Here is a 23,126-nt window from a genome sequence, read left to right on the forward strand (position 1 = left end):
AATAAAATAAAAGCCGGCACCTAAATAGGTGTCCGGATCAGGGGAAAGCTTTATTATCATTTTATGCTTTCCAGCACTTTCTCCTGAATTAAAGCGTTCACTAATTCAAACGCATTTGGTTCTGACAGGATAGAATCAGGTGTATAACCGTATGTGTTTATTTGCTGCCCTGAACTCTTTCCCATACAAACGATTGTTTGCTTTTTGATCAGGTCATCTGGCTCTATGCCATAATAGCCCACACTCTTCATAAAGGCATCGACAGAGGAACTGCTGGGAAATATGATGGTGTCTAAAGTTGTCTCCCTTATCATATGTCCAACAACAGGAATAAAAGATTCATCAAGGATTGTTTCACTGGTTTGGAGAATATCATGATTTCCATCCGGCTCGATATAAGGGATTTTTTTCACATTCAAACTCCGATTCCCCACTATCAGAAGCGGTCCACATAAGTTCATTTCAGCTGCAAGCAGGCCTGTTAATCCCCGTTCCTTCAAGACTTTCAATGATTTTTTGGACAAACAGTATAAATCGGCCCGAACATTTCTTATATCCATATTTCTATTAATCAATAAATCAATGAACTCATTCGTGCATTCCGGGGATGTGAATAAAATGCGTTTATACGTGAAAAGTTGATTGAGTATTTTATCATTTGAAGGAACATCTTTTTTCGTCCATTTCGGAAACTCGATCACATCTGCCCCCTGTTCTTTCAGCTGTGCTGCCAAAGTGCTTCTTGCAGTGCCTGTACGTGCTAAAAGAATCTGCCTTCCGTAAAGAGGCTTGTTTTCAAACCATTTTAATTTATCTCTTAAAGGAACAATACCGCCAACTAAAGTAATTGCCGGATTTTGTATTCCTGTTTCCTTTACTTTTTCTGCAATTTCCCCTAGTGTACCCTGCAGTGTTTTCTGTCTGCCAAATGTCCCCCATTGGATAAGGATCACTGGAGTTTCTTTCGGCTTTCCGTGAAGGATAAGGTTATCTGCAATATAAGAAATATTGGATACTCCCATGTAAAAGGCAACCGTGTCCACGCTTGAGACTAATCCGCTCCAATCAATATCAGGCTTCCCTTCATTGGATTTATCATGGGCGGATACCAGCGCAAAGGAAATCCCATATTCTCGATGTGTCACAGGGATTCCTGCATATAAAGGCACGGCAACTCCTGAAGAAATCCCTGGTACAATTTCATAAGGGATTTCTTGTTCCGCCAGTGCTTCCGCTTCCTCCCCGACCCGGCCAAAAACCCCCGGGTCACCTCCTTTTAACCGGATTACATTATATCCCTTTATGGCTTTGTCTATTAAAATCTCATTGATGATTTCCTGTTTCAGCAAATGCTGTTTCGGAAACTTCCCGCAATAAATCAGCTCACAATGAGAAGGCGCAGATTCCAGCAGTTTTGGATTTATCAGGCGGTCATATAAGATTACATCAGCTTTCTGAATGGCTGCTAACCCTTTAACCGTAATTAAGCCTTCATCCCCAGTGCCTCCACCAACAAAATATACTTTCCCTTGCTTCAAAATCCCACCCCTTTGCTTCCTTTTATTCCCCGGAGTTTTTAATATAATAGCTGGACAGTTCTACAATTGCGCTCCCCATCCTTTCGTGTTCCGGAAAAATAACCCTGTCAATTCCTTCATCAAATAACGCTTGTGCTGTAACTTTTCCGACTGCCAGCGCAATTACTTTTTGCGAGAAAACTTCTTTCAATTGGTTTTCAGCACCCTGTTCACGCGCAAAATCCAATAAATGTCTCACTTGCGGGGTGCTGGTAAAAACTGCCGCATCCAATTCCCCTTCCAGCAGCTCTGAAAGAAGTTTTTCCATTACTTCCGTTTCCGGCGGATTATGAATATAGGGAAGAATTTCTTCATATTGAGCTTTCTGTTCATCAAGCCATTGAATCAGCTTTGGTGCAGGATCACCGTGAAGCTGCAGAGCCACCTTCTTGTGTTCCAGTGAATAGTCTCCGAGACTTCTGACAAGCCCTGCTGTGCTTCCATCATCATCCCGTACCTCTGGTGTGACACCCAGTTTTTTTAACATATTAACTGTTTTATACCCTCTTGCTGCAATTTGGCAATTTCGAAGAACCTTAATAAATTCTTCTCCCATTCCCATTTCCTGAGCGGTATTATACAAGGTCTCTACTCCGATCCCAGTTGTAAAGATAATCCAATCAAACTCGCCTGATGTAATAAGCCCAATATGTTCTTTCAATTTTTTATCTATACGCAGGGAAGTTCCCTGCGCCGGCCTGCTGATGGCGGCACCTCCCAGGTTTTCAACAATTTTAGTTATTTCTTCGATTTTTCTAGACCCCAATAGAGCAATTTTCTTTCCTTCCAGCTTTTTCATTCTTAAACCTCCAGCCTGATCTTATTATTCTTCTATTATAAGATAGACTGTCTCATTCTCAAGTATTGTTTTAAAAGTCTGGACACAGCCGGTATCTGGCGCGTGAACTTTGCCATCTTCCAGACAGATTTTCCAATCATGCATGGGGCAAAAAACGGAGTCTCCGCTGACTAAGCCCTCAGTCAGTACTCCGCCTTTATGTGGACATCGGTTTTCCACTGCACGGATTTTGCCATTTGATAACCGGAACACAGCGATTTCTTTTCCGCCAGCCTTCACTGTTTTCCCCAATTTTTCGGGCAAATCTTGAACGGAGCCAACCAGGAATTTGATGATGCTTTTATTAACCAAACAAAACTCCCCCTTTTATGTTCTTACGAGATTCTCAAACAATTCCATTTTTGTTTTATTATTATTAATTATCTCTTTCCATGGGTCTTTGTGAACTGATAGGGCCTCATCCATTCGCGCATTTAACTCTTTTCTCTTCTCATTATCATCCAGAACAGACTGGACGTGAGCCAAACCCACCCGTTCCACCCACGCGGAGGTACGTTCCAAATAATTAGCCGTTTCTCTGTAGTATTGAAGGTAAGCGCCTGTGACTTCCATTAATTCGTCATCTGTTTTTACCTTATAAAGTAAATCTCCCCCTCTTACACGGGTGCCTCCATTGCCGCCAACGTAGATTTCCCATCCGCCATCAATGCCAATGAAGCCTATGTCTTTGAATCCTGATTCAGCACAGCTTCTCGGGCAGGCGGATACTGCCATTTTCACTTTATGCGGCGTCTGAAGTCCTTCAAATTTCTTTTCCAGTGCTATCCCAACGCCCATGGAATCCTGTGTTCCGAAGCGGCAGAATTGCTCCCCGACACATGTTTTGACAGTGCGGAGCGATTTTCCATATGCATACCCTGATGGCATATCCAAATCGGACCAAACTTTAGGCAAATCCTCTTTTTTTACACCGAATAAATCAATCCTTTGGCCCCCTGTTACTTTTACCAGCGGGATTGCAAATTTATCAACGACATCGGCAATCTTGCGCAAATCATTCGAATTTGTCACTCCTCCGTACATTCTTGGAACAACCGAATAGGTCCCATCTTTTTGGATATTGGCATGCATCCTTTCATTAACAAAGCGAGATTCCCGTTCATCTTCATAGCAGGTTGGGTTGACCATTCCCAAATAATAATTGATGGCAGGTCGACATTTAGAACAGCCTTCTTCTGAATCCCAGCCTAGGACACTCATTACTTCTTTTACATGGGTTAGTCCCTTCGATCGAATTTCTTCTACCACTTCATCCCTCGAAAATGAAGTACAGCTGCAAATTGCCTCCTCTTGAGCACTCGCGTCGAAATCCGCGCCAATAGTATGCTGAAGCAGGTCAGCTACAAGTGGTTTACAGCCGCCGCATGAACGGGAAGCACTTGTGCATGCTTTTATTTGATCTACTGTTGTGCAGCCTTCCGATTGTATGGCTTCAACGATCATTCCTTTGGTAACACCGTTGCATCCGCAAATAATTTCTTCATGATTCATTTCAGCAGCATGGCTTCCTCCTTCTTCACTCCCGATCGGCTGCAATAGGGAAACCTTTGCCGTATCAGAAATGTCGGCCTGCTTTTTAATCATTGAGAACAGACGATTTCCATCCTGGCTCTCGCCAAACAGAACGGCACCAACGATTTTATTTCCAAGAAAGACGATTTTTTTATAAACTCCTTCATGGTCATCGAATATTTTTAATGCTTTTTTCTCTTGATCCTCCAAAAAATCTCCCGCGGAGAATACTTCTACCCCCGATACTTTTAGCTGGGTAGAGAGAACGGAACCTTTATAGGGATCTGTTTCCTTTCCACAGATATGTTTGGCCAGCACTTTTCCCTGTTCATAGAGCGGGGCGACCAGGCCATATGGAATTCCTTTATGCTCGGCGCATTCACCGACTGAATATATATGGGGAATGCTCGTTTCAAGATAATCATTGACCACGATGCCCCGGTTCACCTGTAAACCGCTCTCTTGCGCAAGCTTTATATTTGGACGAATGCCAGCTGCCATTACTACCAGATCTGCTTCAAGCATTGTACCGTCAGTGAACATCAATCCTTCTACGCGTTCATTCCCAATGAGGGCCTCTGTCTGCTTTTCAAGCAAGAAATTCATCCCTTGATTTTCTAGCTCTTTTTGCAAAAGCTTTCCAGCTGTTTCGTCCAGCTGCCTTTCCATCAAATAAGGTGATATGTGAATCACTGACACTTCCATACCTAAATTCAACAAGCCTCTCGCAGCCTCCAAACCAAGCACCCCGCCGCCAATGACCGCCGCCTTTTTATATTTTTTGGATGCCTGCAGCATTATATCGGTATCCTCCAAATCCCTGAAAGCCGTAACCCCTTCCTTATCTGATCCGGGTATAGGAAGAATGAATGGCACAGAGCCTGTTGCAAGAATAAGTTCATCATAAGGCTCTGCTCTTCCCTTATCAGAGATGACAACTTTCCTGTCAGGGTCTGCCTTCACCACAGTTTCTCCTGAATATAAAGTAATGTTATTTGTTTTATACCACTCCCAATCATTCAGTGTTATATCTTTTACATCTGTATCCCCCTGTAAAACTTTTGATAGCAGAATACGATTATAATTGGGATGAGGCTCGCTGCCGAATATAGTAATCTCAAATTTCTCAGGAGCAGCTTTTAAAATTTCTTCTATTGTCCTGACGCCTGCCATTCCATTTCCAACAAGAACCAATTTCTTTTTTTCCATTAAAAAGCCTCCCGGTCATTTGATTTTTTTATGGATTATTCACTGTCCTGCTGATGGTCATTCTAAACGGCTTATGTTCACTGCTGTTATTTTAAAACCAGGCATACGGCAAACTGGATCGAGCTGATCCGATACCAGGAGATTGACATTTTGATTTTCAGCCCAGTGAAAAGGGACGAAAACTGTATCCTTCCTAATAGCCTCCGTCAAATGGCTCCTAACCACAATACTGCCTCTTTTTGATTCAATCTTGATAAGCGACTTGTTCTCAATGCCATATCGATTAGCAGTTTCCGGGTGTATTTCGGCAAAAGATTCAACATTTCTGGCTGCCAGTGAAGCGCTCTTTCTTGTCTGAACTCCGGTCAAATAATGTGAAACGACTCTGCCTGTTGTAAGGTAAAGGGGATATTTCCTATTGGGTGTCTCTTTTTCTGCTTCTGCCCTGCTGGGTACAGGAATCATGACTGCTCTCTTGTCTTCGTGGGCAAAGCTGTCATCAAAAAGCCTCTCTGTTCCCGGATGGGCAGCATCTGGACAAGGCCACAGAACCCCATCCCCATTTTTAAGGCGCTTATAATCAATTCCGTAATAATCTGCAATACCGCCTCTGCTGGCTTCTCTCAGTTCATTGAAGATTTCTTCAGGACCTGAAAAAGAAAAATACTCTTCCTTCCCTAATAATCTGGAAATCTTACAAAGTATTTGCCAATCATGTTTTACTGATCCTGGGCTAGGCATGGCACAGGGACGATGCATGACACGCCCCTCCAGATTTGTCATCGTGCCCTCATTCTCCAAATAAGAACTCACCGGCAAAATCAGATCTGCCAATTCGGCTGTTTCAGAGATAAATAGATCAGCCGCAACAAGGAAATCGAGTTTTTCCAATGTGTTTTTAACAAACTCTGCATTAGGATTAGAAACAATTGGATTTGAGCCCATCAATAGCATTCCTCTTATTTCACCCTGGCTGATTTTCTCCATCATTTCATAAGCAGAAACGCCTTTGCCGGGCAAATCCGATTCGTCTATATTCCAGACACGTGCGAGATAGCGGCGGTGTTCCGGATTTTCAATGGAACGGTATCCTGGAAGCTGGTCTGCTTTCAGGCCATGCTCCCGTCCCCCCTGGCCATTTCCCTGACCGGTAATTGCCCCATATCCGCTGCCGGCCTTGCCAATCTTCCCTGTAACTAATAGAATATTTATAAGATTTCTTACAGTTTGGTATCCATTCGTATGCTGTTCAACGCCCCTTGCTGTAAAAACCATCCCGGTTGCAGCTTTGCCAAACACGATAGCCGCTTTTCTAATTTGGCTGGATGGCACTCCGGTCAATTCCTCAATGTCTTCCAGCTTAATCGTTTCCACAAAAGCCTTAAGCTCTGCAAAGCCGTTCGTTCTTTCCTTAATAAAAGAAAGATCAATCTCTTGTTCTGCAAGCAAAACCTGTAATATCCCGTTTGACAAAGCTGAATCAGTGCCAGGCCTCGGTTTTAAATGCAAATCAGCCATTTTCGCTGTCGCGGTTTCCCGTGGATCTATTACGATAATAAAGGATCCGTTTTCCTTCGCTTTTTCAAAATAAGGAAGAAGTGTTGGCTGGCATTCGGCTATATTGGAGCCGGCCAGTATGATGCATTTAGCCAGCGGAATATCATTAAGTCCATTCGTCATTCCCCGGTCTATGCCAAAAGCATGATTGGCAGCCGCTGCCGCTGAAGACATGCAAAACCGCCCATTATAATCAATATATTTCGTTTTTAATGCCACTCGTGCAAATTTGCCCAAAAGGTACGCTGTCTCATTCGTTAAGGAACCCCCTCCATACGCGGATAAGGCATTGAATCCATGCATTGCCTGAATGGATTGAAATTTTTCCTTCATAATTCTCATTGCCTTATCCCAGGGAATTTGTTCGAACTTCCCATTCACTTTAAGCAGCGGATATTGCAGGCGGTCCGGATGCATGGCATGCTGGTGGGCATTCATCCCTTTAATGCATAATCGTCCGTGTGATGCAGGATTCTCTTTTCCAAGAACCCGATATTTCTTCCTTGTTACGACGGACTGTTCAATCACCTGCTTTTTGCATTGCATACTGCAGAAAGGACATTGCGTATCATAAATTCTTTCTGATTGAACTTCACGCTGCTTTGTTCTGAAATATTTTAATAACAGTTCTGTCATAGTCCATTCCTTTCCGCCTTTTCTATATACTTTCATTGATAAAGACAGGTTCCCGCTTTGCGACGTGCAATCTTCTCTGTCTGTCAGATGAATCTTTTTCAAGACGGCGAAGCAAGATGCTTCTCAGCTCCAAGTCGAACACCACTTCTCGCAGGTGAATAATCCCCATTCGATCTGTCCATTCCTTCAAAGTCTCCTGGTATCTGGCAGATTCTCTGAAATACTGAACCAATGAGCATAAAAGTTCTTCCGTTTCCTCTACAGTTGAAGCAATGGCCAAAAGCTCACCCCCTAATTGGTTTCCTTCAGTCCCGGCGATATGGATTTCCCATTCCTGCCCGTGCACCTTTACCTCGATATCATGACCGGCCATGCTATTTTTTCCATGTACGCAAGCCGCAATTCCAATCTTGAGCCTGTTTGGCGACAGCAAGTATTCCGTTTTTTCCTGAAGCTGTACAGCCATATTCCTTGAACTGTCTTTTGTGCAGCCGCAGCCTTTGAAACCAGCCAGCAGCAAAACACGAACGGCATTATCAATGGGAATAGGGATTAATTTCGTATTCAGGGTCTCCCAAATGGCCGGCAGATTTTCTTGTATAATCCCTTTTAATAGGATCCGTCCATCATGGCTCAAAGCAATTTCAGGTATGCTGTATTGCTCGGCTGCCTCACCTATCTTCCTTAACAGGCCGCCAGACACTTCACTTCCGTTTATTTGAGGAATTATGGTAAAGGTGCCGTCTTCTTCCTTAACAGCATTGTGTGTATCTTCATAGAAGACCGATTGCCCATCTCCTTCATAACCAGGAACAGCCATTCGAAGTATATATTGAAGAGCAGACACACAAAAGCGGCAGCCATTTTGATTCCGCCATCCCAAAACAGCAAAGACTTCGTTAATGCTTACTAGCCCTCGAAGCTGAATTTCTTCTATTACCTCTTCTTCACTTAGATTTGTACAGGAACAGAATGTGCCGGGTTCAATATCCTCATGGAAATCATCACTCTTTATATAGGAAAGCAGCTCTTCTACCAAAGGTTTGCAGCCACCGCATGTACCCGAAGCCTTGGTGCATTTTTTCACTTCTTCAGCAGTTTCTAGCCCATTTGCTGAAACAGCTTCAATAATTGCTTTTTTTGTCACACTATTGCAGCTGCATATGATACCGCTCTTAGCCATTGAGCTGATAGGGTATTCTTCTTTGGCGGAATTCAGCAAAAGCAGCTTTTCCTCGTCTGAAAACTTCTGCTTTTTTTCCATCATGTCCATTAACCTCACATGGCCATTTAGGTCCCCTACTAATAAAAATCCGGCAATTTTGTTATGTTTATACACTATTTTTTTATATGTTTTTTCATCTTCATCGTAAAGTGTCATGGCTTGAGTAAAGCCTTTTTCAAAAAGATTGCCTGCAGAAAATACATTTGTTCCGGATATTTTCAGCTTTGAAGATAGAATTGAACCCTGATATGGCGGTACATCCTTTCCACAAATATGTGCAGCGAGTATTTTGCCCTGCTCATACAGCGGTTTTACCAGCCCATAGATCCTTCCTCTATGTTCAGCGCATTCCCCTACGGCATAAATAGCAGAATTACTTGTCTGCATATAATCATTGACAAGAATTCCCCGGTTTGTTTTTAATCCAGAGGATTTGGCCAGCTTACTATTTGGAGTCACACCTGCAGCAATAATGACCAGATCTGCCATAAGTTCCAATCCATCAGTAAAAATAAGCTTTTCGACTCGTTCTCTTCCTTCAAAGCGTTCCGTTTTCCTATTCAGCAAAAAGTTCATCCCTTGAGCTTCGAGTGAGTTTTGCAGGAGTTTTGCCGCTTTATCATCCAGCTGTTTATTCATAATTCTTTCAGCGCTATGAACTACGTGAATGTCCATACCCCATTGGATCATGCCCTGAGCAGCTTCAAGCCCAAGCAAACCTCCCCCAATAACTGCAGCTTTTTTGCCCTTTTCTGACTCATTCATAATCCGCCTGCAATCTTCTATCGTACGGAACGTCAGGATTCCTTCTTTGCTGACGCCTGGCAGTGAGGGGACAAAAGGTGTTGACCCGGTCGCAATAATCAGTTTGTCATATGGAACTATTCTTTTTTTGTTAGTGGTAATTGTTTTTCTGGCGGTGTCAATATCCAATACGGTTTCATTTGTGAAGACATTGATATGGTTTCTGGCGTACCAGTCTGATTGACGTATGGTCAGCTGTTCGATTGAAGAATTCCCCTGCAGGACAGAAGACAATAAGATGCGATTATAATTAAGATACTTTTCACTTCCGAATATCGAAATCGAAAATCTGTCCGGATCATGCTGAATGATTTCCTCCACACAGCGTACGCCTGCCATCCCGTTTCCAATGACAACTAGCTTTTCTTTAGCCATCATACTCCCTCCCCAAGCTATTCCCCGCCTTTCCTCATTTCATTTTTGTTATGTTAGATAATATCACACGAAAACGGTAATTAACATAACTTTTTGAAGATTTTTATTTTTACTATCTTTTGGCCTATCTTCTCCAATTGGCACCAGTCCTTCTTTTGACCTTGATTTACATTGGTATGAAAGCGTTTAATCTCGGTGATATCAAAAGGTTTGATTAATAATAGAACTTTTGTTATATGTAAGAAAACCTCACACGATAATTACATTCAATTAAATTATATGCAATGATATTAAAATATTCAGGTAATTGAAGGAGGATTTTAATTGAAGTTAGCGGACATTTTTAAATTTAAAGATGAGCGAATGAAGATTTTGCATTTAACATGGATGGCCTTTTTTATTTCATTTTTTACCTGGTACAACATGGCACCTTTAGCCACGACGATGCTGAGTGAAATTAATTGGCTTACTGCCGAGCATATGGCTGCGCTAGGAATTTTGAATGTAGCCTTAACCATTCCTGCCAGAATTATTATTGGCAATCTTTTGGATCGGTTCGGACCTCGAATTATCTATTCCTCTTTATTAATTGTCATGTCCGTTCCTGCATTGGTTTTTGCGTTTGCAGATAACTGGCTTCAGCTCATGATTTCCCGCTTAGTTCTCGGCAGCATAGGAGCGAGCTTCGTTATTGGCATACGCATGGTTTCAGAGTGGTTCCCGCCAAAAGATGTAGGGTATGCAGAAGGTATATATGGAGGATGGGGAAATTTCGGCTCAGCAGCAGCAGCGATGGTACTGCCCTTTATCGGACTCACGCTTTTCGGCGGAGAAAATGGCTGGAGATATGCCTTAGCCCTGACAGGTGTCATATGTTTCGCTTATGGAATCTTCTATTATGGGGCAGTTAAGGATACTCCTGAGGGAAAGTCCCTTATTAAACCGAAAAAATCGGGGGCAATGGAAGTCAGCACTTGGGGGGATATGTTCAGACTGATCTTGTGGTCGATTCCGCTTGGAGGTGCTCTGGCAATCAGTGCATGGAGGATCGAAAATCTGGGATTTATTGCGGAAAGCACTTTATATATTGTTTGGAGCCTGATTGGCATAGCTTTCATCATACAGCTTTATAAGATATTTGAAGTGAACATCCCAATCCTTAAAGCAGGAGTACCAGATGAAGATCAATATAATTTTAAAAATGTGGCAGCATTGAACAGTACATACTTTGCAAACTTTGGAGCAGAGCTTGCCATTGTATCCATGCTGCCCATGTTTTTTCAGCTGACCTTTTCCCTGACTCCATCGACAGCAGGATTAATCGCAGCTTCATTTGCTTTTATTAACCTCATAGCCCGGCCTCTTGGCGGGATCCTTTCAGATCGGATGGGAAATCGCAAACGGGTGATGCTTGTATATATGCTAGGAATCTCTGCTGGCCTTCTTGGAATGGGCTTTATCGATTCCAGCTGGCCCCTCCCTGCTGCTGTTCTCATGACCATTTTGACATCCATGTTCATACAGGGAGCAGAGGGAGCAACCTTTGCGGTCATACCGATGATAAAGAAACGGATAACTGGCCAGATAGCCGGAATGGCAGGCGCTTATGGCAATGTCGGCGCAACGATATATTTAACCCTATATACCTTTGTTTCACCGCAAACATTCTTTTTTATTCTTGCAGGTGGTGCTCTAGTAAGCTTTTCCATCTGTTTGTTCTGGCTTGAGGAGCCGAAAAACTCGTTCAGCTCAGAATACTATCTTTCCGAACTGGACCATCAGCATAACAAGCCTGCACATACCAAAAAAAGCATCCGCGAACAAAAGGCATTATAAGGACTTTACCAATTGTAATTAAAAAGGCTGCCTGGAAATTCCAGGCAGCCTTTACTAGTTATTCATTTGATGGCTTATCTGCTTCAGCCGTTTCTTCAGGTACTTCGTTTTTCTTGTTTACTCCATTGCTTTCGGCTTTGTAATCGTATTTCGAACGGTCAACCGGTTCGAAGTTTTCCGGGGTGTAGAAGCGGAGCAGATCTCCGTTTACAACTTTATCTGATAGCGCCAATTTCTGCTCGGCACTTTCCTGAAGTTTTTTCGCTTCCTCAAAACGGCTTTCCTCCAGCAGTTCACCAGTTGTTGAGTCATAGAACTTGCCGTCAACAGATGAAATGGAAGGACTCATGAAATCTCCATTACGGAACGGCACAAGGTCATCATGATTTTCTGATAATAAGTCAGTACCGAATTGCAGATACTGTTTAGTATCAATGCCAAGCAAGTGCATCAATGTCGGCATCAGGTCAATCTGTCCGCCAAATTCATGATTTACTCCGCCTCCCATGCCAGGTACGCGGATGAACAGAGGCACACGCTGCAGACCGGCATTATCGAACGCTGAAATTTCCTTGCCAAGCACTTGTTCCATTGCTTTATTATGATTCTTGGAAATACCATAATGGTCACCATACATGACAATTACTGAGTTCTCATACAGGCCGGAAGCTTTAAGCTGTTCAAAGAACTGTTTAAGCGCTTCATCAGCATAACGGGCTGTCTGGAAGTAATTATCCACTGATTTATCCCCAGTTGTATGAGGCTCAATTGTCGCCAGTTCCTGATCCATATGATACGGATAGTGATGAGATACGGTAATAAACTTAGAATAGAACGGCTGTTTTAGCGACTTCAGGTACGGCATGGATTGTTCGAAGAACGGTTTATCCATTAGACCGTAATCAGCCATGTTTTCAGGTTTTAAATCATAGTAATCTGCATCAAAAAAGTTGTCATATCCAAATGATTTATAAATTTCATTACGGTTCCAGAAGCTGCCTGAGTTACCGTGGAAGACTGCAGATGTATATCCTTTATCTTTCAGAATTGCAGGCGCAGCATTGTACGTATTCATGCCCTTAGTGGTAAAAGCAGAGCCCTGCGGCAATCCATATAGGGAGTTTTCAAGGATAAACTCAGCATCTGCTGTTTTCCCTTGTGCAGTCTGATGGAAGAAGTTATCAAAATACGTTGTATTTTCTTCTTCAATCAGTGAGTTCAGGAATGGTGTTACCTCTTCACCGTGCAGTTCATAGTTCATTAAGAATGTCTGAATGGATTCCAGATGAAGGTAGATCACATTCATGCCTTCCGCTTTTCCGAAGTACTTCGGATTCGGTTCAGCATAATTCGATTTCGTAAAATTGATGACTTCTGTTGTATCACTGCTATCCGCCATAACTCTTTGCGCGGATGCCTTCGTGCTTTGTACTGCATCATAAATCGTATAATTGTACATGCCTAAATACTTAACAATATAGTTGCGGTCAAAACCTCTTGTCAAAAGCTCCGGGCGGTCTGTTTCAGCCAATCCCAGGTTAGCAAAGGAAATGGCCAGAGAAGCATAAATTAAAGCTGCTGATCTGCGGCGCGTCATATCCTTTATTTCGATTTTTACGGCTTTAAAAATAAGCAAGCCGGCAAGCACGATGAAATCAAGGAAGAAAAAGATATCAGTCGGCTGTAATAATGAGCTGATGCTTCCGCTGACGTCACCAAAATTCTGTGTCTGCGTCAAGGTCGGCAATGTAATAAAGTCATTAAAGAAACGATAATACACTGCATTCGCAAATAGCAGGAACGATAGCAGGAAATACATAACCATCAAGGCGATATATTTTCTTCTGCCCTTAAAAAAGAATGCAACACCTAAAAAAAGCAATGAAGACCCAAGCGGGTTAATGAATAAAAGAAACTGCTGCAAGGCACTTTCAATGCCCAGGTTAAATTGTGTAATTTGAGTAATATACGTTTTCATCCAGAGCAGAAATACTGCTAAAAAGAAAAAGCCTATATATTTATTCAATATATCCTGACTTTTATGAAGTAAAGTATTCAAAATCATACACCTGCCTTCTAGCACATTATTGTAACATATTTTACTAGTAATTTAAAAATTTAAAGGTGGCAATCAGCCTAATTATTAGTTTACCTGATATATATTAATAATCTATGAACAGGCAAAAAAGCACTGCACAAGAATATAACTATACTCGCATTATAAGAAATGTCAAGCATGTCCAGATAAACTGCTCTTTAATGACGATCTTAGCTGACTTTTGCACAATTTATAAATGCTGCACGTCTATATAGACGAATGAGATACGATTTGGTTTCACTTTTTATATAAAAACTTATAAATCTATAATTCTCCAGGGAAGGAGAAAAATCAGACAACAGCCAATATATATGAAGAAAGCTAATCAATTATACATAAAGGCGGATATTTTCATGGACAAGAAACAGCAAATTAATGAGTATATGAACATCCTTGCAGAGGGCAATTATTTTAATGGATCTGTACTTGCAGCAAATAAAGGAGAAGTCATTCTGAATAAAGGATATGGACTATCAAGCTATCAATATGCCATTGATAACACGTCAGATACCAAATTCCGAATCGGTTCTTTAACAAAGTCATTTACCGCCGCGGCTGTCCTGCTGCTCCACCAGCAAGGGCGACTGAATCTTTCGGATAAAATTAATGCCTATATTAACAATTTCCCTTCTGAAGCCGGTGTGACCATCCACCATTTATTAAGCCATTCTTCGGGTGTGGCTGATTTCACCTTCTCTTCTGAATACTGGGAGAAATATATGCGCCTTCCTACCAGCCTGAAACAATCTGTCGATTGGATTAAAATCAGACCGCTGCAATTTAAGCCCGGTACAGACATGCAATACAGCAATGCAGGATATCTGCTCCTGACTGCTTTAATTGAAAACGTTTCAGGTTTACCATATGAACAATTCCTCCTGGAGAATATTTTTAAACCACTTCAACTAAAAAATACAGGAATCGATGATGGCCGCAAGATTTTAAAGGACTTGGCCAGCGGTCATTCGGTCTGGGAAGAGGTAATTAACGCAGAGTATATCGATATGAGCATCCCTCAAGGAGCATATGGGATGTACAGCACTGCTGAGGATTTATACAAGTGGACAGAAGTTTTGCGGAATGGTGTACTGCTAAACAAAAGCATGACCTCAAAAATGTTCACAGCCAGCTATGGGGGATATGGCTATGGCTGGTTTATTAGCGGCGATCAGGAGACAGCCAGACACTCCGGAGACATTAATGGCTTTACAAATGAACTGTTGATGAACTTTAAAGAGGGTCTGACCATTATCGTGTTGAGTAATATTAACATCACTCCAGCGGACAAAATCTGTGAGGATATATCCCAAATCATTTTAAATAAGGAGGTTCGCATGCCGGAAAGTTTTGCGCCAGCAGCAGGGCACATTCCCTGGAGAATTCTGATTGGTGAATACACATCCAATGAACTATATTCATCAGTCCATTGGGAAAACAATAAATTGTTTGTGACCATGCCAAAGAAATATGGGGCACTATATAAATATCAAATAAAACCTTTTACCCTTGCAGATGGCAAAGCTATTTTCAAATCAGATTTTGTGTATGAGGTTTTTGCATTCGATTTGAAAGGTCACTTTCTAGAGTTTGTGGATGTATATGGAAAAACGCATATTCTAAAAAAACAAGCCGCACTATAAGGTGCGGCTTTAGTTTACAATAATATTATTATGTTTGGTTTTACCAAACTGATTTATATTCACCGTTTTTTCCCGTGCCGCTTGCTGTGAGAATCTCGATATTCTTTGTTACCTTCGTGGTATATGTGAAATCACCATAACAATATGGATAGCGGAAATTATTCTTATCGCCCCCGCAATCATAAATTTCCGGATTCTTTTCAGCCTGCTTTAGCGAGAATTGCTTTGCGATTTCTTCACTGTGTTTTCCGCCCTGTTCAGCGACAAAGTCAATATATCCGATTCCCATATTATAAGCCTGGATAACGGCAGGGAAGTCTACATTTTTTTGAGTGCCATAATTTAATGCTTTCTGAAAGTGTTTAACACCCTGCTTAATGCTCTGTTCCGGATCCCGGATGGAATTTGGGGGCAATCCTGCTGATTCAGAAGCCTGCATCGGGTCCCCTCCCTTTCCTTTGCTTTCCTGCTGCATGATCGCGGCCAGAACGAGTGTGTATTCTTCTAGATTGACCTCTTTCAATTCCTTTTCAAGTAAAGGCGTGTAATTCTGGACGTCTCTAGATACAATATTGGGCAGTAAAGAAACTGCAGTTTCCTTTATATTAAGCTGCTTGAATTGGTCGAATAAAACGAAAATCAAAACCATAAAAAATAACAGTAAGGCTATATTTGAACTGCGTTTTGTACGCTTTTTGCATTTTTTTCGCTTCATTGCTGCTCTCCCGGTTTCTCTATTATTATTTCAGGTTTTTATTATAGCAGAAAATACTGATATTTTAATAGGAATAGGTCCTTTAGAGAAGCTTGAAGATGGTTTATAGGTAAGTTTTATTATTGTATTTTATTTGTTATTGCTTCCTCTTCACAATTATGCCAGTCTCTTCCTCCAGCGGCTTTATGACCGCTGACATATCCTGGTCGCAGAGCCCCTTTTCTGCTGCTGTTTGAAATGCTTTTTCAGCCATCTGCCCTGTATACTGACTAAGGCCTGCTTCATGCAAAAGCTGATTGGCCAGCCGGACATCCTTGTGGACATATTTCACCGCCCCTCCTGGTGTAAAAAGACGTCCGAATACGTATTGTTCCATATGCCTGCGAAGGATTCTGCTGTCGCCATAGCTTGCCTTCAGTACTTTCAAGAGCTGTTCAGAGTCCAGTCCGTAAGATGCTCCGGTGACCATTGCCTCTGATGCAGCCAGGGAGTGAACTGCAACAAGATACTGATTAATCAGCTTAGCAATGCTGCCTGACCCTGAAGGCCCCAGATATTCAATGGTATCACCGAGCACATCGAGTACCGGTTTAACTTTCTGAAAAGCCATTTTCTCACCGCCAGCCATAAGCGTTAAAGTCCCACTTTCTGCTCCTTCGGGACCGCCGCTGACAGGGCAGTCAAGATAGCTGATCTCCCTTCCACCCGCCAGTTCAAAAATAGTTTTACTCGTATCAGCTCCTACTGAAGTAAAGTCAATGCATATTTTTCCGGGCTGGGCATTCTCAATGATCCCATTTTTGCCGATATATACGTTCATCACATCCTGAGGCATCGAAAGACATGTGCATACAATATCACATTGACTGGAAAGTTCACTGATTGTTTCCGCATATTTCGCTCCATTTTCAATGAGCGGCTGCACTTTTGGGAATGTCCGGTTATGAACTGCCACTTGAAAACCGTGGCTTAATAGCCGCTGGGCCATTCTGGAGCCCATCACGCCTGTTCCTATAAACCCGATCTTCATGAGGTCACCTCTTTCAGCCAGGCAAAGCTCTCAGCGCTTCTGCCTTGCGGATTATATTCAAGGCCAATATTGCCTTTATAGTATTTCTGCAAATAGAGAAGGATCTCTTTATAGTCCATTTCCCCCGTCCCCGGCTCATGTCTGCCTGGGCAGTCGGCAAGCTGCACATGCGAAACCAGCTCAGCATACTTTTGGAAAAAAGAAAGAGCTTGGCCATGTATTCTTTCAATATGGTAAAAGTCGAATTGCAGCTTCAAATTCGGCAAACCGACACTATTGATAATCTCTTCTGCCTGCTGGATATCTTTTAAGAAATAGCCAGGTATGTCGAATGGATTGATTGGTTCAATTAATAAGTTAATTCCTTGTTCAGACATAGCATTGCCCGCAAAAAAGAGATTTTCATTAAAAACATTCTGATTCTTACTGTGGTATACCCCCGCCATGCAATGAATCTGCTTTACCTCAAGGCCTTTCGCATAACGGATCCCGATTTCAACTGAATTTCTGAATTCTTCTATGCGATTGGGATCTGCAGCGAGTCCCCTGTCCCCTTCTTCCCATTTACCGGGAGGCAGGTTTATTAAAATCATGGATAAATCATTGCGCCTAAGCTCATTTCTTATTTCTTCTATTGTATTAGCATATGGAAATTGGCATTCCACAAGATCAAAACCAGCTTCACGGGCTTTTTTGAAGCGGTCCAAAAAAGGAACTTCTGTAAAAACGGTTGAAAGATTGACAGAAAATCTATTCATGAAAGCCTCCTTTAAAAGGATTTTTGATTTACAATTACTCCTCCCATTAGTCTTTTCTACATTAATTCGGTAAAAACGCAAAGAATCCTTTTTACTTTATCAAACAAAAAACTGCTCAATACTTGAGCAGCCCTTATCTGGAATTTATTCTATTTCAACTATCATTTCAATTTCTACAGGAGCACCGCCTGGCAATGAAGCCAGTCCCACCGCTTTCCTGGCATGTCCGTTTTCCTTGCCGAAAATATCATGCAGCAGTTCTGATGCTGCATTAATGACGATAGGATGATATTTAAAGTCACTTGTTGAGGCAACATATCCATCCATTTTGATGATTCTTTTTACTTTATTTAAATCTCCAATGATTCCTTTAAGGGCTGCCAGCAAATTCAGCGTACAAATTCGTGCCGCATCCTTTGCTTCTTCGATTGAAATGCCTGCCCCGACAATTCCAGTATACTTTTGAAGACCATTTACCCTGGGTGTTTGCCCGGACAAATAGACAATCTTTCCTGAGATAACGCCCGGTTCAAAAGGCATTCGGATATCAGTCAATACAGGGAGCTGGATATTCAGCTCTTCCAGTCTTTCTTCAATTCCCTTTTTTACCCCTTCCATTACTAAGCCTCCTGGGAAACACTTTGTTTTAATGAAGAATAAAGTTGTTTAGTGAATTTAAATGAGCGGTGAGTATAATAGACTTTAGCGAAAGCATGATTTTCACAAAGTGAGCATTTGATTTCATATGGAGCTTTTCGAATATGAGGTGTTTTTAATATTTGCATGGCTTCTTTTAAATGAGTGCTGCAAACCCACATAATTTCACCTTCTTCTATATTATTGGGAATTTATTTTGTAACCTGCAACGGGCTGAAATTGAGTTCCTCTATTACAGAATGCAGTCTAGAGAATCTCATTTTCCTGTAGAAACGGCTTGCTTCAATTTATCCGGCTTTCTCTTTTTTACCTGATCTGTCACTTTATCATCCCAGGAAATGGTGACATCCCCGTTTGTTACAAAAGTCTGGCATCCTAAACGGTAGCCTTTTTCCAGCCACTCTTCTCCCAGCTTTCTTCTTTCCTGGATTTTCACGTTGTCCAGGTATTCGGACCCTTCTTCCGTTTTAAAAACACAAGTGCCGCAAATTCCGCCGCCGCAGCGATTTGGCAGATCACCATCATATCGGAGCGACATTCTTAATATATTAGAATCCTCAGGCACTTCCAGAGTTTTGCTGCTGTTGACAAAATGGATGTTTGGCATGTTTGAATTCCTCCCTGTGATTTCGTTTATTGGTTCTTGGTATACAATATACCACAATTATAATATTCAGACAATACTAAACCTTTAATTAATTTATTAGTTTTTAACAGTCCCTCTCTTTTTAATTCGGTTCACATAGGCCATATAGGCCTTCTTTGAATTTTCAATATGAATCCTCATCAGGTATTCCGCTATTTCGGCATCTTTATCGCGAAGTGCTTTCATTATTCCAATATGTTCCTTTAATGAGTCCTTTCTTCTTCCGGGTGTTTCATATCCCATATTGGCGGCCATGTGAATGAAGTCAATCAAGCCTGATAGGATTTCATATAGCTTTGGGCTCTTGGATGCCTTATTAATCAGCCTGTTCATTTGAATATGTTCAGAATTGAAGTGTTCCTCATCCCGTCCACTCAGTTCCACCAGTTCCCTGATTTTGAGATCCAGTTCTTTTTGTGTGTCTGAATCCATTCTTTGCGCCGCCAATTTTACAGCCAGCACCTCAAGAGAAGAAAGGATGGTAAAGACCTCCAGTACTTCATCCTCTGAGATATTGGAGATAACAACCCCTTTTCTGGGAACTGTTTTCACGAAGCCCTGGGATTCCAGCCTGAACAACGCCTCTCGAATCGGTGTGCGGCTGATGTTTAGTTTGGCTGCAAGTTCTCTTTCTACCAGTCTGTCCCCTGCCTGGTATTCTCCTTCTAAAATAAGTTTTTTTAGATACAAATACGCATGTTCGCGTATAGATATTAAGTTATTTTCCCCCCATATTTTTTCCATTGTTTCACCGCCTGTTTAAGATAAAAAGATCCCTCCATAAAATAAAGCTCCGAATATAACAAGAGAAGGATGAACCTTGAATTTGATTAATGTTAAATAGCTGACGGCTGCAAGAAGTATAAGGTGCAGCATTCCGCTTTTCTCGAAGGCTGACATAAAGAACTGATAGGCCATGACAGCAAGAAGGACAGCAATGACCGGCTGTACGGATTTGGTCATTAATTTCACTTTAGGAGAATCTTTAAATAAATTCACAAACTTAAACAGCACAATCACTGCCAAAGCGGATGGCAGGATGGTTGCGGCTAAAGCCACCGCAGCACCCAATACTCCGCCTAGTTCATAACCGATAAATCCGGCCATTTTCGTTGCTATGGGACCCGGCAGCGCATTGGCTATGGCAAGAACATCCCCAAATTCAGAGAGTGTCATCCAGCCATTGTTATTGACTACTTCAATCTGTATGAGGGGAATTGTTGCGGGTCCCCCTCCGTAACCCAATAAATTCGCTATAAAAAATGCCCAAAAGATATCCCAATAGATCATGAACTTTTCTCCCTTACTGGCATGTACTCTTCTGCTGCCTTTTTATTCGCCTGTTCTTTCCGGTGGGCAATATAAAAAGCAGTACTTAAGACAATTGCAATTAAAATACCGGGATGCCATTCCAAAAATTGAACAAAAATTAATGACACTGCGGCCAATATGAGGTTTTTTGGCAATCCTAACCCCTGGCTGCCTTTCTGGTAAAAACGATAGGCCATCTCTGCCAGCATAAAACCGATGACTGGTGTCACTCCCTGCACCATTCCACTGACAATTGGGGACTGGCGGAAAGAGTATAAAACGCCCAGCAAAGCTAACATAGCAATAATGGAAGGAAGTATATGAGTAAGGATGGCTACAGCGGCACCCAAACCGCCTTTGACTTTATAGCCGATATAGGCAGCCATCTTTGTTGCAATCGGTCCGGGCAATGTATTGGCTAGCGCCAGAGTCTCTCCGAATTCCTCCTCCGTCATCCACTTATATTTCTTGACTGCTTCAAATTCGATCAGTGGTATCGTCGAGGGACCTCCTCCATACCCTGTCACACCGGTACGTGCAAATCCAACCGCCAATTCAAGATAAGGCTTCATCCGATCCTCCCCTTTTTTAGATGCTTCTGACTGAAGAAGGACCTCATTTCGCTATCTATTTATAACGGATGAGGTCCCTTTCTATTATTTTTTTATATCCGCTTCGGTTACGACTTCATAGCCGTCTTTTTCCAGGTAAATTTGAAGGGCTTTAAGTGCAGCAGTCCCTACAGCGGTATCCTGCTCGCCGTTTCCTCCGCTGATGCCGATTCCTCCAACAACCTCACCATTTACCACAATTGGGAACCCTCCGACAAACACAGCAAATTTGCCATTAAGCATATGCTGAATGCCAAATGCCTCATTGCCAGGCAGGGCAGGCCCGTTCGGTTCTTTATTGAATAGATGGGTGGAGCGTTTGTGGCCGGCGGCAGTGTATGCCTTAGCAATCGCAATTTCCGGGCCGGTGATTCTTGCTCCATTCATGCGTTCCAGGGCAATGACACTTCCGCCGTCATCGACAATCGCAATTGTCTCAAACACATTGATTTCAGCGGACTTTTCCTTTGCTGCTTCAATCATCAATTTTGCTTCTTCCAGTTCAAGCTTTAAAGCTGTTTTCATCTTTCATTCTCCTTTAGTTTTAATAGCCGATATAAACGGTTTTTACTTGAGTGAAAAACTCCAGGCCAACCCTTCCTGACTCCCGGAACGTAGCCGTGCTTGATTGCTTTAATCCGCCAAACGGTGCATTGATTAAGTTGCCAGTAGTAGTTCTGTTCACTTTTACTGTCCCTGCCTGTATGTCTTTTGTGAATTGGCTGGCTGTTTTTAAGTTATTTGTCACGATGGAGGCAGATAATCCGTAGTCAACGTCATTTGCAATCGCAATGGCTTCTTCATATGTATCCGCCTCTATCACAGCAATTACAGGGCCAAAAATTTCCTCTTTGGCAATGCGGTGACCCGGTTTAACATTTGTAAAAATAGCGGGCTGAACAAAATATCCTTTTTCATATTGGCCATCAGTCAGCTGTTTGCCGCCATATACAAGGTCTGCACCATCTTCTTTTCCAAACTCGATATATTTCAGGACATTTTTCAGCTGCTTTTCATTTGCCAGCGGACCAATCTTTACTCCTTCTTCAAAGCCGCTGCCAATTTTAAGGGCGCTTGTTTTTTCAATTAATTTCTCGACAAATGCTTCTTTTACTTCCTTCATAACAATCACTCTGCTTGTACCAGTGCAGGCTTGACCTGTTAAAGAAAACCCGCCATTAACTGTTAATGTGGCCGCCAGATCAAGGTCAGCATCTTCCATAACTAAAAGCGGGTTTTTCCCCCCCAGCTCCATCTGGGTTCGGGTAGTGAACGAGCTTTTGCTGTGGATGTCCTCACCGGCAGCTGTTGAACCAGTGAATGTAACAGCTTTTACAGCAGGGTGGGTGACTAATAAGTCACCCACATCCGAAGCCTTCCCTGTAACAAAATTTAGAACCCCTTTTGGAATTCCTGCCTCATGAAATGCTTCTACAAGCCGGACAGCAATCAGAGGAGTATCTGAAGAAGGTTTGAATACAACTGTGTTTCCTGTAATTAATGCTGGAGCAATTTTTCTCGCGGCAATGGAGATTGGAAAGTTCCATGGTGTTATCACACTTACAACACCAAGCGGTTCTCTTTCCGTTGAAACTCTCATATTGGGATCATCATTAGGGAAGGTTTCACCTGTGAAGCTTTGTCCCTCGACCGCATAATAACGAAGTGTTTGTGCAGAGCGGAGCACTTCATTTTTTGCATCACTGACATGCTTACCTTCTTCTCTTGTCAGTTCTTCTGCATATTTCGCTGCATTTTCTTCGAGATGTGCCGCAGCTTTGTTTAAAATGGCAGCACGCTTGGATGGGGCTGTTTTTGCCCAGCCAGGGAATGCGTCTCTGGCAGCTTCAATTGCAAGCTTGACATCAGTTTCATTGGATGCCTGAAAAACGCCGATGACATCTTCCGTATTAGCAGGGTTAACACTATAAAACTTTTTTTGGCTCCCGGATTCCTGCCATTCACCATTAATATAATTATTGAAAGTTTCTACTTTTGTTGTAATCAAACGATATCACCTTACTCTCTGTTTATTTCTCCCTTTACTGTGCCAAATTCTTTAGTTATAGA

19 protein-coding genes are annotated in these 23,126 nt (G+C 42.2%); 2 read left to right on the forward strand and 17 right to left on the reverse strand.

The window, feature by feature from the left end; genetic code table 11:
• Positions 1-56: 56 nt before the first annotated feature.
• The 6 genes from cobA to nirB (BFI01S_RS05290) are packed head-to-tail and all read right to left on the reverse strand — an operon-like array spanning position 57 to position 9,757.
• Entirely contained in the window at positions 57-1,538 is a 1,482-nt protein-coding gene (cobA, locus tag BFI01S_RS05265; RefSeq protein ID WP_061791666.1) for a uroporphyrinogen-III C-methyltransferase, read from the reverse strand.
• A 22-nt stretch (positions 1,539-1,560) separates the two neighbouring features.
• Positions 1,561-2,376 (reverse strand): uroporphyrinogen-III synthase, encoded by an 816-nt coding sequence (locus tag BFI01S_RS05270; protein WP_061791667.1) that lies wholly within the window; start codon positions 2,374-2,376, stop codon positions 1,561-1,563.
• A gap of 24 nt (positions 2,377-2,400) precedes the next feature.
• Positions 2,401-2,727 carry a nitrite reductase small subunit NirD gene (gene nirD / locus BFI01S_RS05275; protein ID WP_061791668.1) on the reverse strand — a complete coding sequence of 109 codons (327 nt, stop codon included), beginning with the start codon at positions 2,725-2,727 and terminating at the stop codon, positions 2,401-2,403.
• Between the two features lie 15 nt (positions 2,728-2,742).
• Positions 2,743-5,157: a nitrite reductase large subunit NirB gene (gene nirB / locus BFI01S_RS05280; RefSeq protein ID WP_061791669.1), complete on the reverse strand. Its 2,415-nt coding sequence runs from the start codon at positions 5,155-5,157 to the stop codon at positions 2,743-2,745.
• 57 nt (positions 5,158-5,214) lie between these two features.
• Complete coding sequence (nasC, locus tag BFI01S_RS05285) at positions 5,215-7,350, reverse strand: assimilatory nitrate reductase catalytic subunit NasC (RefSeq protein WP_061791699.1); 2,136 nt, start codon at positions 7,348-7,350, stop codon at positions 5,215-5,217.
• A 22-nt stretch (positions 7,351-7,372) separates the two neighbouring features.
• The gene (nirB, locus tag BFI01S_RS05290) at positions 7,373-9,757 is read right to left on the reverse strand and encodes a nitrite reductase large subunit NirB (RefSeq protein ID WP_235831106.1); all 2,385 of its coding nucleotides are present in this window, start codon (positions 9,755-9,757) and stop codon (positions 7,373-7,375) included.
• A 321-nt stretch (positions 9,758-10,078) separates the two neighbouring features.
• Between nirB (BFI01S_RS05290) and BFI01S_RS05295 the strand changes: the two genes are divergently transcribed.
• Positions 10,079-11,590, forward strand: coding sequence for a NarK family nitrate/nitrite MFS transporter (locus tag BFI01S_RS05295; protein WP_061791671.1), 1,512 nt, complete (start codon positions 10,079-10,081; stop codon positions 11,588-11,590).
• 58 nt (positions 11,591-11,648) lie between these two features.
• Here BFI01S_RS05295 and ltaS read toward each other — a convergent pair whose 3' ends face one another.
• Positions 11,649-13,655, reverse strand: coding sequence for a lipoteichoic acid synthase (gene ltaS / locus BFI01S_RS05300; RefSeq protein WP_061791672.1), 2,007 nt, complete (start codon positions 13,653-13,655; stop codon positions 11,649-11,651).
• A 386-nt stretch (positions 13,656-14,041) separates the two neighbouring features.
• Here ltaS and BFI01S_RS05305 point away from each other — a divergent pair, with 386 nt between their 5' ends.
• Complete coding sequence (locus BFI01S_RS05305; protein WP_177624242.1) at positions 14,042-15,328, forward strand: serine hydrolase domain-containing protein; 1,287 nt, start codon at positions 14,042-14,044, stop codon at positions 15,326-15,328.
• Positions 15,329-15,368: 40 nt separating this feature from the next.
• Here the strand turns inward: BFI01S_RS05305 and BFI01S_RS05310 are convergent, their stop codons facing one another.
• The 10 genes from BFI01S_RS05310 to BFI01S_RS05360 form a co-directional block, all read right to left on the reverse strand.
• A complete protein-coding gene (locus BFI01S_RS05310; RefSeq protein WP_061791674.1) occupies positions 15,369-16,043 on the reverse strand; it encodes a lysozyme family protein in 675 nt (224 codons plus the stop codon).
• A 136-nt stretch (positions 16,044-16,179) separates the two neighbouring features.
• Positions 16,180-17,073: an NAD(P)-dependent oxidoreductase gene (locus BFI01S_RS05315; protein WP_061791675.1), complete on the reverse strand. Its 894-nt coding sequence runs from the start codon at positions 17,071-17,073 to the stop codon at positions 16,180-16,182.
• The gene (locus BFI01S_RS05320) at positions 17,070-17,831 is read right to left on the reverse strand and encodes a hydroxypyruvate isomerase family protein (RefSeq protein ID WP_061791676.1); all 762 of its coding nucleotides are present in this window, start codon (positions 17,829-17,831) and stop codon (positions 17,070-17,072) included. Before BFI01S_RS05320 ends, BFI01S_RS05315 begins: the two co-directional genes overlap by 4 nt.
• Positions 17,832-17,975: 144 nt before the next feature.
• Complete coding sequence (locus BFI01S_RS05325) at positions 17,976-18,449, reverse strand: RidA family protein (RefSeq protein ID WP_035330531.1); 474 nt, start codon at positions 18,447-18,449, stop codon at positions 17,976-17,978.
• A 295-nt stretch (positions 18,450-18,744) separates the two neighbouring features.
• A complete protein-coding gene (locus tag BFI01S_RS05335; RefSeq protein WP_061791677.1) occupies positions 18,745-19,095 on the reverse strand; it encodes a 2Fe-2S iron-sulfur cluster-binding protein in 351 nt (116 codons plus the stop codon).
• 96 nt (positions 19,096-19,191) lie between these two features.
• Positions 19,192-19,878 (reverse strand): GntR family transcriptional regulator, encoded by a 687-nt coding sequence (locus BFI01S_RS05340; protein WP_061791678.1) that lies wholly within the window; start codon positions 19,876-19,878, stop codon positions 19,192-19,194.
• 15 nt (positions 19,879-19,893) lie between these two features.
• The gene (locus BFI01S_RS05345) at positions 19,894-20,424 is read right to left on the reverse strand and encodes a chromate transporter (RefSeq protein ID WP_061791679.1); all 531 of its coding nucleotides are present in this window, start codon (positions 20,422-20,424) and stop codon (positions 19,894-19,896) included.
• Positions 20,421-21,017, reverse strand: a complete 597-nt coding sequence (locus BFI01S_RS05350; RefSeq protein ID WP_061791680.1) for a chromate transporter — start codon at positions 21,015-21,017, stop codon at positions 20,421-20,423. Before BFI01S_RS05350 ends, BFI01S_RS05345 begins: the two co-directional genes overlap by 4 nt.
• A gap of 84 nt (positions 21,018-21,101) precedes the next feature.
• The gene (locus BFI01S_RS05355; RefSeq protein WP_061791681.1) at positions 21,102-21,581 is read right to left on the reverse strand and encodes a GlcG/HbpS family heme-binding protein; all 480 of its coding nucleotides are present in this window, start codon (positions 21,579-21,581) and stop codon (positions 21,102-21,104) included.
• Positions 21,582-21,600: 19 nt separating this feature from the next.
• Positions 21,601-23,064: an aldehyde dehydrogenase family protein gene (locus BFI01S_RS05360; RefSeq protein WP_061791682.1), complete on the reverse strand. Its 1,464-nt coding sequence runs from the start codon at positions 23,062-23,064 to the stop codon at positions 21,601-21,603.
• Positions 23,065-23,126: the final 62 nt, after the last annotated feature.

This window comes from Cytobacillus firmus NBRC 15306, from assembly GCF_001591465.1.
GTDB classification, from domain to species: domain Bacteria; phylum Bacillota; class Bacilli; order Bacillales; family Cytobacillaceae; genus Cytobacillus; species Cytobacillus firmus.

Excerpts from the sequence above, each read along its gene's own strand:
- BFI01S_RS05325 (WP_035330531.1), bottom strand. The coding sequence starts at position 18,449 with ATGGAAGGGGTAAAAAAGGGAATTGAAGAAAGACTGGAAGAGCTGAAT.
- nasC (WP_061791699.1), bottom strand. The coding sequence starts at position 7,350 with ATGACAGAACTGTTATTAAAATATTTCAGAACAAAGCAGCGTGAAGTT.
- ltaS (WP_061791672.1), bottom strand. The coding sequence starts at position 13,655 with ATGATTTTGAATACTTTACTTCATAAAAGTCAGGATATATTGAATAAA.
- BFI01S_RS05335 (WP_061791677.1), bottom strand. The coding sequence starts at position 19,095 with ATGCCAAACATCCATTTTGTCAACAGCAGCAAAACTCTGGAAGTGCCT.
- BFI01S_RS05320 (WP_061791676.1), bottom strand. The coding sequence starts at position 17,831 with ATGAATAGATTTTCTGTCAATCTTTCAACCGTTTTTACAGAAGTTCCT.
- BFI01S_RS05355 (WP_061791681.1), bottom strand. The coding sequence starts at position 21,581 with ATGAAAACAGCTTTAAAGCTTGAACTGGAAGAAGCAAAATTGATGATT.
- BFI01S_RS05350 (WP_061791680.1), bottom strand. The coding sequence starts at position 21,017 with ATGAAGCCTTATCTTGAATTGGCGGTTGGATTTGCACGTACCGGTGTG.
- BFI01S_RS05310 (WP_061791674.1), bottom strand. The coding sequence starts at position 16,043 with ATGAAGCGAAAAAAATGCAAAAAGCGTACAAAACGCAGTTCAAATATA.
- BFI01S_RS05340 (WP_061791678.1), bottom strand. The coding sequence starts at position 19,878 with ATGGAAAAAATATGGGGGGAAAATAACTTAATATCTATACGCGAACAT.
- BFI01S_RS05345 (WP_061791679.1), bottom strand. The coding sequence starts at position 20,424 with ATGATCTATTGGGATATCTTTTGGGCATTTTTTATAGCGAATTTATTG.
- BFI01S_RS05270 (WP_061791667.1), bottom strand. The coding sequence starts at position 2,376 with ATGAAAAAGCTGGAAGGAAAGAAAATTGCTCTATTGGGGTCTAGAAAA.
- BFI01S_RS05305 (WP_177624242.1), top strand. The coding sequence starts at position 14,042 with ATGGACAAGAAACAGCAAATTAATGAGTATATGAACATCCTTGCAGAG.
- nirB (WP_061791669.1), bottom strand. The coding sequence starts at position 5,157 with ATGGAAAAAAAGAAATTGGTTCTTGTTGGAAATGGAATGGCAGGCGTC.
- BFI01S_RS05315 (WP_061791675.1), bottom strand. The coding sequence starts at position 17,073 with ATGAAGATCGGGTTTATAGGAACAGGCGTGATGGGCTCCAGAATGGCC.
- nirB (WP_235831106.1), bottom strand. The coding sequence starts at position 9,757 with ATGATGGCTAAAGAAAAGCTAGTTGTCATTGGAAACGGGATGGCAGGC.